Origin of the sequence: Providencia sp. PROV150 (assembly GCF_028481025.1) — a bacterium.
GTDB lineage: Bacteria > Pseudomonadota > Gammaproteobacteria > Enterobacterales > Enterobacteriaceae > Providencia > Providencia hangzhouensis.
In genome coordinates this window covers 31,027-46,924 of sequence record NZ_JAMPPJ010000002.1, presented here as the reverse complement: position 1 = coordinate 46,924, position 15,898 = coordinate 31,027, and the positions used below count along the sequence as shown (strand labels likewise).

Below are 15,898 nucleotides of genomic sequence, written 5' to 3'. Positions count from 1 at the left end.
TTTATTAACGAAACACATTAAATAAAAGATTATTCTTTCCTTTAATGTTCGAGATTCAGTATATGAAAATGATTTTTATTTACAAATGTAAGGAATATAATTCAATTTTTTATTATTAAACCATAAAATAAAATAACCTTTTATTTTTTAACTGGTTAATTAAAGACCCTATAATGGATAGTTTTATTTATTGCGTTTTACATTAAAGATTAATTGAATTTTTAAGAGTAATTACAAATTTTGAGTGAAAATAAGATAAATACACCCACAAGTAAATGTGACGTATATTTTTATAAGTTTATTGAATGAATAATAAATAAAAATGAAGATAAGATTGAAGATTATAAATAAGCTAAGCTATTTAAATAAGGTACAAGAAGCTTTCTTCTTGTACCTTAATATATTACTCGTTTGCTAATAACTTTGTAATGGGCTCGGCGAGTAATCGCCCTCTCCACCCCGACAGCAGCTCAGGAGGTGTAAGCGAAGATTTTAACCCCCAATGAATCGACAGTAATTGGTTAATTTGCCGCCTAGAAGCCAATAGTTCTGCATTAAATTTTTCATTTTCAGCAATATCTTTGACCATCGCTTTAATTTCTTTAAATAAGCTTTTGTATTGGCTCTGTTCCGTAATATTCGCTACAGGCGTTGGGTATTGGCTTTCATCAAGTTGCTTTGCTTGCTCGACAATGGCTAACAAGCGCTTGCCATGGCAACGAATTTCCTGCCCAGTTAAGCCAAGTGCATCAAGTTCACCCAGAGAGCCCGGTAAATAACGAGCCACTTTCCACAGGTGCTCTTCTTTTACTACAAAGTTAACAGCCATATCGCGGGCTTTAGCTTGGTTTAAACGCCATTCGGCTAATAATTGCAAACAAGCGAGCTGTTCATCACGTAGCTGCCATGCATTATGGATATTCATGTAGGCTTTTTCTGGCTTTAAGGCTTTTTGCCGACGAGCCACAACACGTTGACACTCATCTTTGGCATCTTCCAAGTAGCCCGCTTCAGTCACTTTTTCCATTAGAATTTCAGCTAATGGCAGCAAATACAGCACATCTGCGGCTGCATAATCGCATTGTTTTTCGCTCAGAGGACGCGCAAGCCAGTCTGTCCGTGATTCACTTTTGTCTAGTTCAATACCTAAATGTTCAGCAACCAATGATGCAAAACCACAAGAAATTGGATAACCTAAAAATGCCGCCACAACTTGTGTGTCGATCATCGGCTCAGGGACACAATCAAAATCATGCATAAACACTTCTAAGTCTTCACTACCTGCATGTAAAAATTTAAGTTGCTCAGGATTCGTTAAAAGTGCTTTGAACGGGCTAAAATCCGTCATTAATAATGGGTCAATTAACGAAACTTGCTTTCCATCATATAGCTGTAGCAAACCTAGTTGTGGGTAATATGTTCGGGTACGAACAAACTCGGTATCCAAAGCGAGCCATGGTGCATTACTCGCCTCTTGGCATACTTGGGCTAATTCGCTATCTGTAGTTACTAAACGATAATTCAAAACAAGTTTCTCTTTGTTATTTTCATCACAATGACGCCGGCTAAAACCGGCGTCATCTATTTATAATTTACGACTAAACCACAATCATACTTGTGATTTTTCTCTTTGCAATTTTTCTTCATCACGTAGGTCTTTACGTAAAATTTTACCCACGTTAGATTTTGGTAATTCATCACGAAATTCAAATATCTTAGGGACTTTATACGCGGTTAATGAACGGCGGCAAAAGGTTTTTAGCTCATCACCCGTTAAATTCGCATTTTTCGTTACAACGAAAACTTTAACCGCTTCGCCTGTACTTTCACTAGGTACACCAATTGCAGCGCATTCTATCACGTCCGGATGTGCAGAAATGACATCTTCAATTTCATTTGGATAGACGTTAAAACCTGAAACGATGATCATATCTTTTTTACGATCAACAATACGAATATACCCTTCGCTATCAATTTCAGCGATATCCCCTGTCGCTAACCAACCATCCACTATCGTATCCGCGGTAGAATCAGGCCGGTTCCAATACCCTTTCATGACTTGCGGGCCTTTTACCCACATTTCGCCAGGCTCACCAATAGCGACTTCGTTGCCATCGTCATCAAGGAATTTAACATCTGTTGACGGAACAGGTAAACCAATACTTCCGCTATAACTGGTTAAATTATAAGGGTTACCTGTAACTAGTGGCGCACATTCCGTTAACCCATACCCTTCGAGTAAATGTTTCCCAGTGAGCTTTTGCCATTTTTCTGCAACTGCTTTTTGAACAGGCATCCCCCCACCAACCGAAAGACGTAAACGCGAAAAATCCAGTTTTTTAAACTCTTCGTTGTGCAACCATGCATTAAATAAGGTATTAACCCCGGTAATTGACGTAACCGGATAACGTCCTAATTGTTTTACGGTGTCCGGTACATCTCTAGGGTTAGTAATCAATAAGTTAACGCCCCCTACAGTGATAAACAGTAAGCAGTTTACTGTCAATGCAAAAACATGGTACAGCGGTAAAGCGGTGACAACAAATTCAGCACCAAATTTCAGTACAGGCCCGTAAGCTGCCCTTGCCTGCTCAATATTTGCTAACATATTGCGATGAGTTAACATCGCCCCTTTAGCAACACCGGTGGTTCCACCTGTATATTGCAAAAAGGCCAAGTCATCACCAGCAATGTTAGGTTTAATATATTGCATACGATAGCCATAATGCATGGCACGGCGAAAGGAGATGGCGTCTGGTAAGTTATATTTAGGGACTAAACGTTTTACATATTTGACAACAAAATCAACAATCGTGGCTTTAGGACGTGAAAGCTGGTCACCCATACGAGTTAAAATGACGTGTTTCACTTTGGTATTGAAAACAATTTTTTCCAGTGTATGTGCAAAATTCGACACAATTACAATTGCGGTTGCACCGCTATCATTCAATTGGTGCTCTAGTTCTCTCGGGGTATAAAGTGGGTTGACGTTGACTACCACCATACCTGCTCGCAATATCCCAAACAGGGCAATCGGATACTGTAATAGGTTTGGCATCATTAATGCGACACGATCCCCTTTTTTAAGACCAAGTCCATTTTGTAAGTAGGCGGCAAAAGCGCGACTTCTCTCTTCAAGTTTCCGATAAGTCATCACTGCTCCCATATTAATGAATGCAGGTTGGTCGGCAAATTGAGAGACCGCATCTTCAAGTAACTCTGCTAGAGAAGCGAAGCTATCAGGATTGATTTCTTCCGGCACATCAGCAGGGTAATTTTTTAGCCAGATTTTTTCCAAAATGTTACTCCTGAATTTAGTGAAGTTATTATACTCAACATCTCTTTTAACAAATTATTAACTCAGCGTACCAGTTTGAAAAACAGACAATGTCAAGGTTGAGAGGTCTATCACTAAATAAATTTTGTTCCTTCAAGAAAAAACTAGGCGGACTAAGCCGCCTAGTTTGTCTTAAATTCGTTAAACAGATGTAAATCTGTACAAGATTGCCTGATTATACATGATTTTACGCTATTTTTGGAAAGGTTATCTCGCACTTAAGAAGGGATTTAATCTATTACATTAACCGAAGTCACTTTTGCTGGGATTAAATTTTAGCTAATACTTTTATTAAACACTCTTATTTATCAGCTCTTATTTAGATAATCTTTTTACGGAAAACAAAAAGACCCCGCAATAATCGGGGCCTTTAAATAAAGAAAAATAATCGTTATTCTGTTAGATAAGTTTGTACGGGTACTGGGCCTCCTGGATAACCGTACCCATAACCATAACCCCATGGGTGGTTATAAAAATACGGGTCGCCATAATAACCATAACCCCAAGGGCCAGACGGCGGGATCATAACACTTTGTGCGACATTCCAGCGTTGGAAACCTGTTACATCTAACGTGACATACTTATAAGGAACTTGCCCTACTTTCCCTTGCTGTTCCCCCGTGATTTTCCCCACCACAGTGATATAACGGTTAGTAAAATCACTTGGCTCACGAAAACCATTTAAGTACGCATAAATGCGGCCAATTGAAGGGGAATTAAGCTCTGGTGCTGCATCATATTTATTCAATGCCATCACCGCAATTTCTAAACGTGTTCTTGCTGCTTCGTTTTCAACTGCAAGGACTTTCCCACCAAAACGCGCCTCTTGGCCAATATACATTTCAGGAGCATTTTGTACCGATGTTAAGTTATCTGTTGGGTTTTGAACCGAGCCTTGAATTGAAGCAGGTATTGAAACACACCCTGTCAGCGCTAATACGCTTGCAATAAAAAGACCTTTAAGTGCATTACGGCAGTTTAATTCAATATTCATAGACCACCTCCGATTAGCGATATTATAAATTCAGGTAATACAATTTTAAATAGCATTTAGTAAACAAAACACGATATGTTAAAAGTAGCCATAAGAATTATCTTACCACCTAATAATATCCTAAATTATTGAATGATTCGATTTGTATTTTTATTATTCAATATTTGATTTGTTTTGTGTGTAATATAAAAAATTGGCCATATCACCTGATATAGCCAATTCAACATCAATTAATTTTCTGTGTATTATTCACGACCAGGCAATTTTTTCCATGTAACTTCATTACGCAGGTAAGTAGGTTCAACATTTTCAACGGCAACCACTTTTCCCTGTTGCCATAATTGAGCAGCAATGGGTAACATATCTTGCGCATCAGGCAGCGTAATATGACTGTTAGCTAATGTAATTGATGCATTCAACAATGAGGGATATGCCTCCCACCCAGTACCTGCATAACCCCACAGCCCTGAAAGCCCTGTCACTTTGCTCTTAAAATCGTCGGGAAGTAGAACTGCTTCAGTTTCTTCACCTAACCATTGGCCTGCGGATGTTCGCTGATATTGGGCACAATAAATTTCTGACATCCGTGCATCAATAGCCACTAATACCTGATGATGCCCCATTATACGAAAGGCGCCTTCAGCAAGTGTCATTAAAGAGGAAACGCCAATCATGGGCAAATTAGCCCCTAGTGCTAACCCTTGTGCAATACCAACACCAATACGAACCCCTGTAAAACTACCAGGACCACGTCCGAAAGCCAATGCATCTAGCTGGTTCAACCCCATCCCAGCTTCTGCAAGAACTTCCTCAACCATCGGTAAAATTTTTTGTGTGTGCTCTCGAGGAGAAATCGCGAAACGCGAAATAATGTCACCTTCACACCAAAGTGCGACTGAACAGGCTTCTGTTGCTGTATCAACAGCAAGAATACGACTCGACATGCCTAAACTCCGGCAAATTAATAGTTTCTGATTAAAAGATGCCGATTATATTAACATAAACGGCCGTAGGAATAGCAGAAAAACAAGGTGGGATTTACCTCACTCTATTAACTTCTTGCCTTTTCTCTTCAAGAAATGCAATTGCTTTTTGTATACTTCTTGTTCGTGGTGATGGCGGAAGGCTACGTAAAAAAACCTCACCATAAGGGCGAGTCACTAAACGGTTATCACAAATAACGATGACACCATAATCACTAGTGTCTCGAATTAGCCGCCCTACACCTTGCTTTAAAGTAATAACTGCATCTGGTAATTGGACATCCGAGAATGGATCTCCACCCCGTAATTCACAATCTTCGATGCGCGCTCTTAATAGCGGGTCATCAGGGGCAGTAAATGGGAGTTTATCGATAATGACACAAGTTAATTCATCACCTCGCACATCAACCCCCTCCCAAAAGCTACTAGTGGCAACTAAAACAGCATTCCCCGCAGCAATAAACTGAGATAACAGTTTGTTTTTACTGCTTTCCCCTTGCATTAGAACCGGTAATGTCAATGAAGATTTAAATTCCTCGGCCAATTCACGCATCATCAGGTGTGATGTACATAAAAAGAAGCAACGTCCCTGATTTTTTTCAATCATAGGTCGTAGCATGGTTGCCAATTTTTGTGCGAGGCCTCGTTGATTGAGTTCGGGTAAAAAACGCGGAACACATAATAAAGTTTGGCTTTGATAATCAAATGGGCTGGCTAATAATAGCGTTTTTGCCGTGGCTAGACCTAAACGGTCAGTGAAGTGACTTAGTTTTTCATTTACCGACAAAGTTGCTGATGTAAATACCCAACTGGCTGGCGTACTTGCGATCATTTCGCTGAATTTATCTGCAACCGTTAATGGCGTTAGTGCCAGTAAAAAATGGCGACCATAACTTTCAAACCAATAGCTGTAGCCTGCAATTGTCACATCTTTTAAACGGTTCAAACGATTTCGGTAAATAGTAACACGCTCAAAAATAGAGTCTAAGCTCTGTGAACGGCCCAAAGTGGTTTTGATCACTTCGTAACAAAGTTCAAGAGAATCATCAAGTAATGTCAATGCTCTTTGTACTTCAGGGCGCTTTAGTAAATCACGTAAATTGCCACGAAAACTGTTTTCTCCCAAATTGAGCCGGAAATCTAGCGTACTTTGAGTGAGCCTATCTGCACTTTTTTGCAGTTGCACTTGGTCTTTTAACTCAGTTCGATAGGCCATAATCATATCACGTGCCAGATCAAGCAATTGGCGACTACTTAGTTGCTGACCAAAATATTGGCTGGCTATATCAGGAATTTGGTGCGCTTCATCAAAAATCATGACCTCTGCTTGGGGAATTAATTCTCCAAAACCTGTATCTTTCACGACTCTATCAGCCATAAATAAATGGTGATTCACAACGACAATATCCGCTTCTAAAGCTTTACGTCGTGCTTTTAAGACAAAACATTCTTGATAACGTGGGCAATCACTTCCAAGACAATTATCATTGGTGCTAGTCACTAACGGCCAAACAGGGCTATCCTCCGCAATATCATGACAAGTGCTCGTATCACCTAGCTCAGATTCAATGGACCAACTGCGTAACCTCACAACAGCGGACAATATTTCCGGCTCAAGACTACCACCACCAAGGGATTGTTGGTCTAATCGCTCTAAACATAAATAATTCGAACGCCCTTTTAATAACGCGGTCCGTCCAGTGTAATTCATCGCATCAATAATTGTCGGTAAGTCTCGGTGATACAGTTGATCTTGTAAGGCTTTTGATCCCGTAGAAACAATGACTTTTTTTCCACTACGCAGTGCAGGAACTAAATAAGCATATGTTTTTCCTGTTCCAGTACCCGCTTCCGCCACCAGCACATGCTGCTGCTCAATCGACTCGGTTACTGCATTCGACATCGTAACTTGTGCTTCTCGAGGCTGAAAACCAGGAATTGTTCTGGCTAAAAAGCCATCCGCAGAAAAATCGTCGTGCACTACATGACCTATTTATTAGGAATAATGAGTGCACACTTTACCATGAGTTTCTTAACCCTGCTTAGGTAATTATTACTTCGTTGAACAACTGATTTTCATCCAGCCTGCAAACTGTTATTCTTGAGCCACATGTATAATAAGGAATAATTATGACTATCAAACGTATTGACCCTGATAATCGTTGGTCTGAAGCTGTCATTCACAATAATGTCATTTACTACACCAGTGTTCCTGAAAATCTTGACGCTGATATTGTTGCCCAAACAGCAAATACACTCGCGGCGATTGATGTGATGCTTGAACGTGTTGGTTCAGACAAAAGTAAAATTCTTGATGCCACCATTTTCCTCGCTGATAAAGCCGATTTTGCTGGGATGAACCAAGCATGGGATGCATGGGTTGTTGCTGGAAGCGCACCTGTTCGTTGTACTGTCCAAGCATTGTTGATGAAGCCAGAATATAAAGTTGAAATTAAGATTGTTGCAGCAATTGATTGATTAAACAAGTTTTGCTTTGCATAAAAATGGGCGCCAATTATTAGCGCCCATCCATGCTCTAAATAGTTTGTGATGTCGCTAGGCGGCAAGTGAGTTAATCCCTTGGGGCATACAAAAGTATGTGACTAGGGTTAACGAATGCAGCCAACAACGCGACAGTGCAAAATAAGACGAGCATTATGACATCTTAATAAGTACCATCCCCAGCAACAGCAACACAATTCCCCCCCAGCCTTTATAATTTAGCCGTTGATTGAAAAGAATCCAACCTGCTGCTACTGTCGCGATAATCCCGAATGCTCCCCATAATGCATAAGCAATTGAAAGTTCGATTCCTTTTACAGCTTGCGCTAATGCACTGAAGGCTCCGAGTACCGCAATTAGGGAGAGAATACCTATCCAATATCGTTTAAATCCATTCGACATTTTTAACAAAATGTTGGCTGCGATTTCTAATATGACTGCTAGGATCAAAAACGCAGCATGCCACCATTCAAAATGACTGGCCATATTACGCCTCCGACTTAGCTTCGCGTCCAACTAAAGCATTTGTTTTGGCTGCATTGACCGCGTTTTGTGTAACTTGTTTTACTTTTTGTGCAGATTGACGAACGGTGGTTTTCTTGGTGCCTGACTTAATCAGTCCAATACCGGTGATCAGTAATACTAACCCCCCAATTTTCATCGGTGATAGCGTTTCTCCAAACCACATGACACTAAATGTTGTGATAAAAAGGATACCGATACCTTCCCATAGTGCATAGGCGACACCTAATGCCACTTTTTTAACTGCAACAGCAAGTAAAATGTATGATGTTGCTATCATCACATACATCACGACCATACCAGTAAAATCACCACTGACGCTGGCATGTTTCATTGATAGTGTACCGATAACTTCAGTTACGATAGCTAATACTAAAAATATCCAGTAAATCATTATAATATCTCTCTATATACAGCCACGTAATAGTCTATTTTTTGTACAGATAAAAAATACAGATTACTATTGCGTAGTTGTTGAAAATTCAAATAAATAACAACGTATTGCTGAGTTTATTCAGCGAAATGAATAATCGAGAGAGACGCTATAATGCACCACACCAGTAGTGTTCACTGGAAAGGATAGCTGAAAGGAAAAGCCTGTGTGTCGTTCTTTTTTGGGACTTGCTGATCTTGCCGCTAGTTGAGCTAAGCATGATATCTTATTCTTTTCATCAGGTAGACATCTACCCAATTTACTCCGAACCCTCATGTTGATAGTTAATTTCAGTTTATTTTTAACATGCCAAATTTATTAAGTCAATGAATATAAACATTTTTTGCATTGAATAAAAATATGCATAACTATTCATTAATATGCTAATCAACCCTTGAGCTATCAACTATTGCGCGAATAAACAAGCGATGATGATAAATTTTTCACTGGAATTATTTTATAAAAAAATCTCTTTTTTCCACTTTTTATACTCTCATCACGCCTTAATTAAGCTATTCGATTTTTAGCATTGACAACCTGATTGAACAAGCTTCTTATAGTAGCTATATGATTGTAATATGCCGAAGAGAGAGCCATGAACGCCTTTAGCCTTACCTCCAATAGTTTCCAAAATTCCACTGATGCAACGCCATTACCTTATGATGTTGTTTCAATTCAGTCACAAGTTATTTATGGCAGTGTTGGAAATAGTATTGCCGTTCCAGCCCTGACAAAACAAGGTTTACGTGTTGCGGCAGTACCTACTGTAGTACTCAGTAATACGCCTCATTATACAACTTGCTATGGTGGTGAGTTGCCTGGTGAGTGGTTTCGTGGTTATTTAAACGGTTTTGTTGAGCGGGGTAGCTTAAATTCTGTGAGAGCTATTTTGACTGGTTATCTAGGTTCCCCAGAAAAAGCCCAAGACTTAGCAAACTGGTTAACTCTAGTTCGTAAAGAAAGAACGGCACTACCGGTTATTGTTGACCCAGTCATGGGAGATGAAGACAGCGGTTTTTATATTCCACCCGAAATTGCCGAGGTATACCGCGATAAAGTCATTCCTTTAGCTACAGGTATTATTCCAAACAAATTCGAGCTCATGACGTTAAGTGGCAAACAAGTCCATAACTTGGATGATGCTACGGCTGCAGCCCGTAGCTTATTAAAGGGAAATACACAGTGGGTAATCATCACAAGTGCTTTCCAGCCTGATGACGACAACATTGAAGTCGTTTGTGTTACCCAAGATAACGTGGCCGTAATCCGCCACAAACGTTACCCTGTCACACCAAAAGGAACGGGGGATTTATTTGGCGCTGAACTCACCGCTCAGTTATTAGCGGGACTATCCGTTCCTGATGCCGCTAAAATGGCATGTTTACGCATCGAGCAAGCGATTATTCATATGGCAGCGACAGGACGTAGCGAATTAATCCTTTAATATTCTATGTAGCCATACCTAACAATATGATAAACACAGATAAATGGCGGGATTACCCCGCCATTTTAGTCAATATACCACCTAATATTTCAAATATTGATAATATTATTCAAACTCATTCCATGAACGGCCATCGCGTGCGATCATCGCAACAGATGCAATCGGCCCCCAAGTCCCTGCTTGATATGGCTTAGGCGCTTCATTGTCCATTGCCCATGCATCTATAATAGAATCAACAAATTTCCATGCCTCTTCTACTTCATCACGGCGAACAAACAGTGCTTGAATGCCACGCATGGCTTCAAGTAATAAACGCTCATAAGCATCTGCAAGGTGAGTCTGGTTGAAAGTTTCAGAGAAACTTAAATCCAATTTAGTGGTTTGTAAACGATGTTTATGATCAAGGCCTGGTGCCTTATTCATAATTTCAATATCAATCCCTTCGTCTGGCTGCAAACGAATGGTTAATTTATTCTGAGGCAGGTCTTGATAACTTTCAGAGAAAATATTCAATGCTGGTTTTTTAAAATAAACAACAACTTCAGAACATTTTGCAGGTAGGCGCTTACCCGTACGTAAATAGAAAGGTACACCTGCCCAACGCCAATCATCGATATCAACGCGTAAAGCAACGAATGACTCGGTCATGCTTTGCTTGTTCGCACCCTCTTCTTCTAAATATCCAGGGACTTTTTTACCTTGAACAAAACCAGAGGTATATTGCCCTCGTACTGCCTTTTCACGCACATTTGTATGGTCGATACGACGTAAAGAACGTAAGACTTTCACTTTTTCATCGCGAATACGGTCAGTGGTTAAATCTGCCGGTGGTGACATGGCAATCATCGTTAAGATTTGCAATAAGTGGTTTTGTACCATATCACGCATTTGGCCTGCTTGGTCGAAATATCCCCAACGACCTTCGATTCCTACTTCTTCTGCAACCGTGATTTGGACATGATCAATAGTGCGGTTGTCCCAGTTATTGATAAATAACGAGTTTGCAAAACGCAATGCGAGTAAGTTTAAAACGGTTTCTTTACCAAGATAGTGGTCAATACGATAGACTTGGCTTTCATCAAAATACTTCGCCACTTCATTATTAATTTCTTGTGACGACGCTAAATCCGTTCCCAGTGGTTTTTCCATGACAACGCGATTTGGCTTTTTATTTAATTTAGCATGACCCAACCCTTGACACATAGCACCAAAAGTACTCGGTGGCATAGCAAAGTAATGGATAGCGGGTTGTGCATCTTGTTTTAACATTTCAGCTAAACGCACAAAACTTTCAGTCTGGTTAACGTCTAAGTTACAAAAATCCAAGCGAGCGCTTAGTTTTTCCCACAATGCTGAATCGAGATCTTCTTTTAAGAACTTATCTAACGCTTCTTTGACAAAGTGGACATAATCATCTTGACTCCATTCAGCACGACCAACACCAATAATGCGCGTGTCTGGATGAATGTAACCTGCTTTTTCTAACTGATAAAGCGATGGCAGCAGCTTACGACGAGCGAGGTCTCCCTTGGTGCCAAAAATAATTAAGTCACAAGCTTGAGCAGCATTATGTACCGCCATATTGGTTCTCCTCAATTTGCGGAATGTAAGACCTAACTAGGATAGGCCTTATTGTAATTTTGTTAAAATTAGCCCTAATTCCGCTAATGTACCCTGTTGCTAGTGCCCAGTAAATGTTCATGATACCGATCACAGTTTTTATGATGAAAAAAACAACATATTGTCTGTTTAATCTTATGTTACACACTGAATAATTTTTAGTGTATTAAAAAGATGCGATTTAACTGAATGGAGACAGCTTCCGTAAAAAAATAACAAAATAAGTAGGATGTTTACTATTCTGAAAATTAGATACGGGTCAAAGTTTCATAAAAAGCTGCTACTTATCACCTGTATTCAGATAGATTACATATCATACATAGTATATTTTCACTCTCTATTACGACATCACAGCAAGAAATTTAAAATCAATAATAGGATAACGTGATGACTCAAAAATTTCTCCTTTCGATGAAATAGGCGCTTTTGCTATATGAATATTTTAGAACAAATGAAGACAAGTCTCGATTTTTTAAGTAAATCAGAAAAAAAGGTGGCTGAGGTTATTCTAGGTATGCCACAAAATGCCATTCATCTCAGTATCGCCACACTTGCGCAATTAGCTGATGTTAGCGAGCCAACAGTAAACCGATTTTGTCGAAAAATGGATACGAAAGGATTCCCTGATTTTAAATTACGACTAGCACAAAATTTAGCTAACGGCACTCCCTATATTAACCGCCATATAGAAGAAACCGATACAGTAAATACCTATACTCATAAGATTTTTGAATCTGCTATGGCTGGATTAGATAATGTAAAACACACATTAGATATCAGTGCAATTAATCGTGCTGTTGATTTATTAACTCAAGCTCGGAAAATCAGTTTTTTTGGCTTTGGTGCCTCTGCTGCTGTCGCACACGACGCAATGAATAAGTTTTTCCGCTTTAATATTCCTGTCATATACTTCGATGATATTGTCATGCAACGTATGAGCTGTATCAATAGTAATGAAGGAGATGTTATTGTGCTCATTTCCCATACAGGAAGAACCAAAGCATTAGTTGATATGGCACGTTTAGCACGGGAAAATGACGCGACTATAATTGCAATTACCTCAGAAAACTCACCTCTCTCTCAAGCCGCTTCCTTATCTATCATTATTGATGTTCCTGAAGATACTGATATCTATATGCCAATGGTATCAAGAATGGCGCAGCTCGCTGTCATTGATGTACTAACAACGGGTTTTACGTTAAGAAGAGGTGAAAAATTTAGAGATAACTTGAAGCGCGTCAAAGAAGCATTACGTGATTCGCGGTTTGATAGCATCTAAAGGCAATAAATTGACAGTATAAATGCTTTTCTTTGCTTTCAGGCTTTAATAGTTTTACAGACCTGATAGCATTAAGAAATTGGCTGTATATAATAGCTGTGCTCGTGTCAGCATCCCTATTTGCAGTAAACAGGTTTCGAAATGGAGTGAAATGGTTTCACTCTTTTATCAACACCATTACAGGTCAACGGAGTAATACATGTCTAGACGGCTTAGAAGAACTAAAATTGTTACAACTCTTGGTCCAGCTACAGATCGCGATAATAACCTTGAAAAAATTATCAACGCTGGCGCCAACGTTGTTCGCCTTAACTTCTCCCACGGAACTCCAGAAGACCATCTATTACGTGCGAACAAAGTACGTGAGATTGCCGCTCGTTTAGGACGTCATGTTGCGATCCTCGGTGATTTGCAAGGTCCTAAAATTCGTGTTTCCACTTTTAAAGATGGCAAAGTTTTCCTAAATATTGGCGATAAATTCATTCTTGATGCCAATTTAGGTAAAGGTGAAGGCTGCCAAGAGAAAGTAGGTATCGACTATAAAGGCTTACCTGCCGATGTCGTCCCAGGTGATATTTTGCTTCTTGATGATGGTCGAGTACAATTGAAAGTCCTTGAAGTCAAAGGGTTACAGGTATTTACAGAAGTTACTGTTGGTGGCCAACTATCTAACAATAAAGGTATTAATAAACTCGGTGGCGGTCTTTCAGCTGAAGCATTAACAGAAAAAGACAAAGAAGATATAAAAACTGCTGCAAAAATTAATGTTGATTACTTAGCTGTTTCATTCCCTCGCTCAGGTGAAGATTTAGATTATGCACGCCGATTAGCTCGTGATGCGGGCTGTGAATGCCAAATTGTTGCTAAAGTAGAACGTGCAGAAGCCGTTGCCAATGATGAAGTGATGGATGAAGTTATTCTCGCTTCTGATGTCGTTATGGTTGCTCGTGGTGACCTCGGAGTGGAAATTGGCGACCCTGAATTAGTCGCTGTCCAGAAAAAATTGATCCGCCGCTCTCGCCAATTAAACCGTGTTGTTATAACCGCAACACAAATGATGGAATCGATGATCACTAACCCTATGCCAACGCGAGCCGAAGTCATGGACGTTGCGAATGCGGTGTTGGATGGTACTGATGCCGTTATGCTTTCTGCTGAAACTGCTGCAGGCCAGTACCCAGCAGAAACGGTAGCCGCGATGGCGCAGGTTTGTTTTGGCGCAGAAAAAATGCCGGGCCTAAATGTGTCTAAACACCGTTTAGATGCGGAGTTTAATAGCCCTGAAGAAGCAATTGCAATGTCAACAATGTATGCTGCTAACCATCTTAAAGGGGTTAAAGCTATCATAGCAATGACTGAGTCTGGCCGTACTGCTCGTATGATGTCTCGGATCAGCTCTGGTTTACCTATTTTTGCCATGTCTCGTCATGAAAAAACCCTTAATCAATGTTCTCTCTATCGTGGTGTTACACCTGTTTTCTGTAGCACCCATACAGATGGTATTGCGGCTGCCAATGAAGCTGTCACGCGTTTACGTGATAACGGCTATTTAATGAGTGGTGACGTGGTTCTTGTCACCCAAGGTGACTTAATGGGCACTGTAGGTAGCACGAATACTTGTCGTATTCTAGAAGTTGAATAATCTTTTAGCCCTCGCCTATGGGTGGGGGCTTTCCTTTATATTGAAACGCTATCTAACTTAAAAAAGAATTAACACAAGAAAGTATAGCTCTGCATCACTTGCGTAAAATACAGAGAAAATAGCATTTAATGATATTGTAGGTTAAATTGTAGCGTACCATTCGCTTTCCCAGCTGTCGTTGCAGATTGAGTTTGGATATACGCGGCTTCCAACGGAATGTTGTATTGCCCTCTGTCATTTTTATTGGCGAGCGGTATTAATTGATTAAGCTTAATGGGTATACCGTTGTGTTTTACTTGGATGGCATAACCTTTCGCTGTATTTTCATCGGCTAAATTATTAAGTGCGATTGCCCCTGGTGTTTGACTTGAATCTTGAGTTCCAATAAACGTAATTTTTATCGGAGATATAGGGTCACAATCTAATTCAATTTGAAAATTTTGCTTGCTCTCAGAACTCGTTGAACCAACACCTGTAAAGGACAATTTACTAACGTTACCGAATAGTACGTCTATTGACTTATTTTTGACTTCACAACCACTCGAAATAACATTGATTGGCCCCATATTTACTTTGGGTTCGAACCTCCCATATAAATCTGTAGTAATGAAACCATTGTGGAATAAAATCAACATCGCAGCATTAGATATTGGTAAAGTTTGGCTTTTAACATTATTACCAACTTTATAAAAATCCGCCCTTAATTTTACAGTATACGTTGCTGAAGATGCATTAGAGCCACATATAAATCTATTATTATTATTTCCATCTTTCGTATTTACCCCATCAACATATGCAAAACCAGAGCAAGGGCTCATTGCTGTACCATGCAAAGTATAACCAACGCCTGAACTATTAATTTCTCTAACATAACCTATACCCGGAATATACCTTGAATTTCCTGGTTCGATTGGTACATAAATTCCAACTTCTGTATTACCCGTCACATTCCACCACGTCCATGGAGAGTGGGTTCCTAAATCAATAGAACCAATAAAAGTACCTACTGGTAAAGTTCGTGATACATAAAGTGTTTTATTCGGATTAACTAATTGGCTGGTAAATTCAGCCCTAAATTCAGCAGCCCCGAATTGTGAATATAAAAGGAACGAAATGCCTATTTTTAGACCTAAATTTTTCAT

Annotated in this window: 13 protein-coding genes; 4 read left to right on the top strand and 9 right to left on the bottom strand. The window is 39.7% G+C overall.

Features of this window, described 5'->3' with window-relative positions:
• Window positions 1–403 precede the first annotated feature (403 nt).
• From rnd to PSE83_RS02360, 5 genes are all read right to left on the bottom strand, one after another.
• A complete protein-coding gene (rnd, locus tag PSE83_RS02380; protein ID WP_272660617.1) occupies window positions 404–1,525 on the bottom strand; it encodes a ribonuclease D in 1,122 nt (373 codons plus the stop codon).
• Window positions 1,526–1,609: 84 nt separating this feature from the next.
• Window positions 1,610–3,298, bottom strand: coding sequence for a long-chain-fatty-acid--CoA ligase FadD (fadD, locus tag PSE83_RS02375; protein ID WP_004254968.1), 1,689 nt, complete (start codon window positions 3,296–3,298; stop codon window positions 1,610–1,612).
• Window positions 3,299–3,728: 430 nt separating this feature from the next.
• Complete coding sequence (locus PSE83_RS02370) at window positions 3,729–4,331, bottom strand: Slp family lipoprotein (RefSeq protein ID WP_004254971.1); 603 nt, start codon at window positions 4,329–4,331, stop codon at window positions 3,729–3,731.
• Window positions 4,332–4,576: 245 nt separating this feature from the next.
• Window positions 4,577–5,275, bottom strand: coding sequence for a tRNA (adenosine(37)-N6)-threonylcarbamoyltransferase complex dimerization subunit type 1 TsaB (tsaB, locus tag PSE83_RS02365; protein ID WP_096864866.1), 699 nt, complete (start codon window positions 5,273–5,275; stop codon window positions 4,577–4,579).
• 94 nt (window positions 5,276–5,369) lie between these two features.
• The gene (locus tag PSE83_RS02360) at window positions 5,370–7,295 is read right to left on the bottom strand and encodes an ATP-dependent DNA helicase (RefSeq protein ID WP_096864865.1); all 1,926 of its coding nucleotides are present in this window, start codon (window positions 7,293–7,295) and stop codon (window positions 5,370–5,372) included.
• A 149-nt stretch (window positions 7,296–7,444) separates the two neighbouring features.
• Here PSE83_RS02360 and PSE83_RS02355 point away from each other — a divergent pair, with 149 nt between their 5' ends.
• A complete protein-coding gene (locus tag PSE83_RS02355) occupies window positions 7,445–7,792 on the top strand; it encodes a RidA family protein (protein WP_004254978.1) in 348 nt (115 codons plus the stop codon).
• Window positions 7,793–7,969: 177 nt separating this feature from the next.
• Here the strand turns inward: PSE83_RS02355 and mdtI are convergent, their stop codons facing one another.
• Window positions 7,970–8,302, bottom strand: coding sequence for a multidrug/spermidine efflux SMR transporter subunit MdtI (gene mdtI / locus PSE83_RS02350; protein ID WP_004254980.1), 333 nt, complete (start codon window positions 8,300–8,302; stop codon window positions 7,970–7,972).
• Window position 8,303: 1 nt separating this feature from the next.
• Window positions 8,304–8,732, bottom strand: coding sequence for a multidrug/spermidine efflux SMR transporter subunit MdtJ (gene mdtJ, locus PSE83_RS02345; RefSeq protein WP_004254982.1), 429 nt, complete (start codon window positions 8,730–8,732; stop codon window positions 8,304–8,306).
• A gap of 634 nt (window positions 8,733–9,366) precedes the next feature.
• Between mdtJ and pdxK the strand changes: the two genes are divergently transcribed.
• Window positions 9,367–10,215: a pyridoxine/pyridoxal/pyridoxamine kinase gene (pdxK, locus tag PSE83_RS02340; RefSeq protein ID WP_004254983.1), complete on the top strand. Its 849-nt coding sequence runs from the start codon at window positions 9,367–9,369 to the stop codon at window positions 10,213–10,215.
• Between the two features lie 105 nt (window positions 10,216–10,320).
• Here pdxK and zwf read toward each other — a convergent pair whose 3' ends face one another.
• A complete protein-coding gene (gene zwf / locus PSE83_RS02335; RefSeq protein WP_004254987.1) occupies window positions 10,321–11,796 on the bottom strand; it encodes a glucose-6-phosphate dehydrogenase in 1,476 nt (491 codons plus the stop codon).
• 472 nt (window positions 11,797–12,268) lie between these two features.
• Here zwf and PSE83_RS02330 point away from each other — a divergent pair, with 472 nt between their 5' ends.
• Both PSE83_RS02330 and pyk read left to right on the top strand, forming a co-directional pair.
• On the top strand, window positions 12,269–13,114 hold the full coding sequence (locus PSE83_RS02330; protein WP_004254990.1) for a MurR/RpiR family transcriptional regulator: 846 nt from the start codon (window positions 12,269–12,271) through the stop codon (window positions 13,112–13,114).
• Window positions 13,115–13,313: 199 nt separating this feature from the next.
• Window positions 13,314–14,756 carry a pyruvate kinase gene (pyk, locus tag PSE83_RS02325; RefSeq protein ID WP_094962974.1) on the top strand — a complete coding sequence of 481 codons (1,443 nt, stop codon included), beginning with the start codon at window positions 13,314–13,316 and terminating at the stop codon, window positions 14,754–14,756.
• A gap of 125 nt (window positions 14,757–14,881) precedes the next feature.
• On the opposite strand, the gene PSE83_RS02320 is transcribed toward pyk, so the two are convergent.
• Complete coding sequence (locus tag PSE83_RS02320) at window positions 14,882–15,898, bottom strand: fimbrial protein (protein WP_164565307.1); 1,017 nt, start codon at window positions 15,896–15,898, stop codon at window positions 14,882–14,884.

What these genes read in the sequence shown, in the direction of transcription:
- mdtJ (WP_004254982.1), bottom strand. Translation starts at nt 8,732, where the DNA reads ATGATTTACTGGATATTTTTAGTATTAGCTATCGTAACTGAAGTTATC.
- zwf (WP_004254987.1), bottom strand. Translation starts at nt 11,796, where the DNA reads ATGGCGGTACATAATGCTGCTCAAGCTTGTGACTTAATTATTTTTGGC.
- PSE83_RS02330 (WP_004254990.1), top strand. Translation starts at nt 12,269, where the DNA reads ATGAATATTTTAGAACAAATGAAGACAAGTCTCGATTTTTTAAGTAAA.
- PSE83_RS02355 (WP_004254978.1), top strand. Translation starts at nt 7,445, where the DNA reads ATGACTATCAAACGTATTGACCCTGATAATCGTTGGTCTGAAGCTGTC.
- PSE83_RS02320 (WP_164565307.1), bottom strand. Translation starts at nt 15,898, where the DNA reads ATGAAAAATTTAGGTCTAAAAATAGGCATTTCGTTCCTTTTATATTCA.
- PSE83_RS02370 (WP_004254971.1), bottom strand. Translation starts at nt 4,331, where the DNA reads ATGAATATTGAATTAAACTGCCGTAATGCACTTAAAGGTCTTTTTATT.
- tsaB (WP_096864866.1), bottom strand. Translation starts at nt 5,275, where the DNA reads ATGTCGAGTCGTATTCTTGCTGTTGATACAGCAACAGAAGCCTGTTCA.
- pyk (WP_094962974.1), top strand. Translation starts at nt 13,314, where the DNA reads ATGTCTAGACGGCTTAGAAGAACTAAAATTGTTACAACTCTTGGTCCA.
- mdtI (WP_004254980.1), bottom strand. Translation starts at nt 8,302, where the DNA reads ATGGCCAGTCATTTTGAATGGTGGCATGCTGCGTTTTTGATCCTAGCA.
- pdxK (WP_004254983.1), top strand. Translation starts at nt 9,367, where the DNA reads ATGAACGCCTTTAGCCTTACCTCCAATAGTTTCCAAAATTCCACTGAT.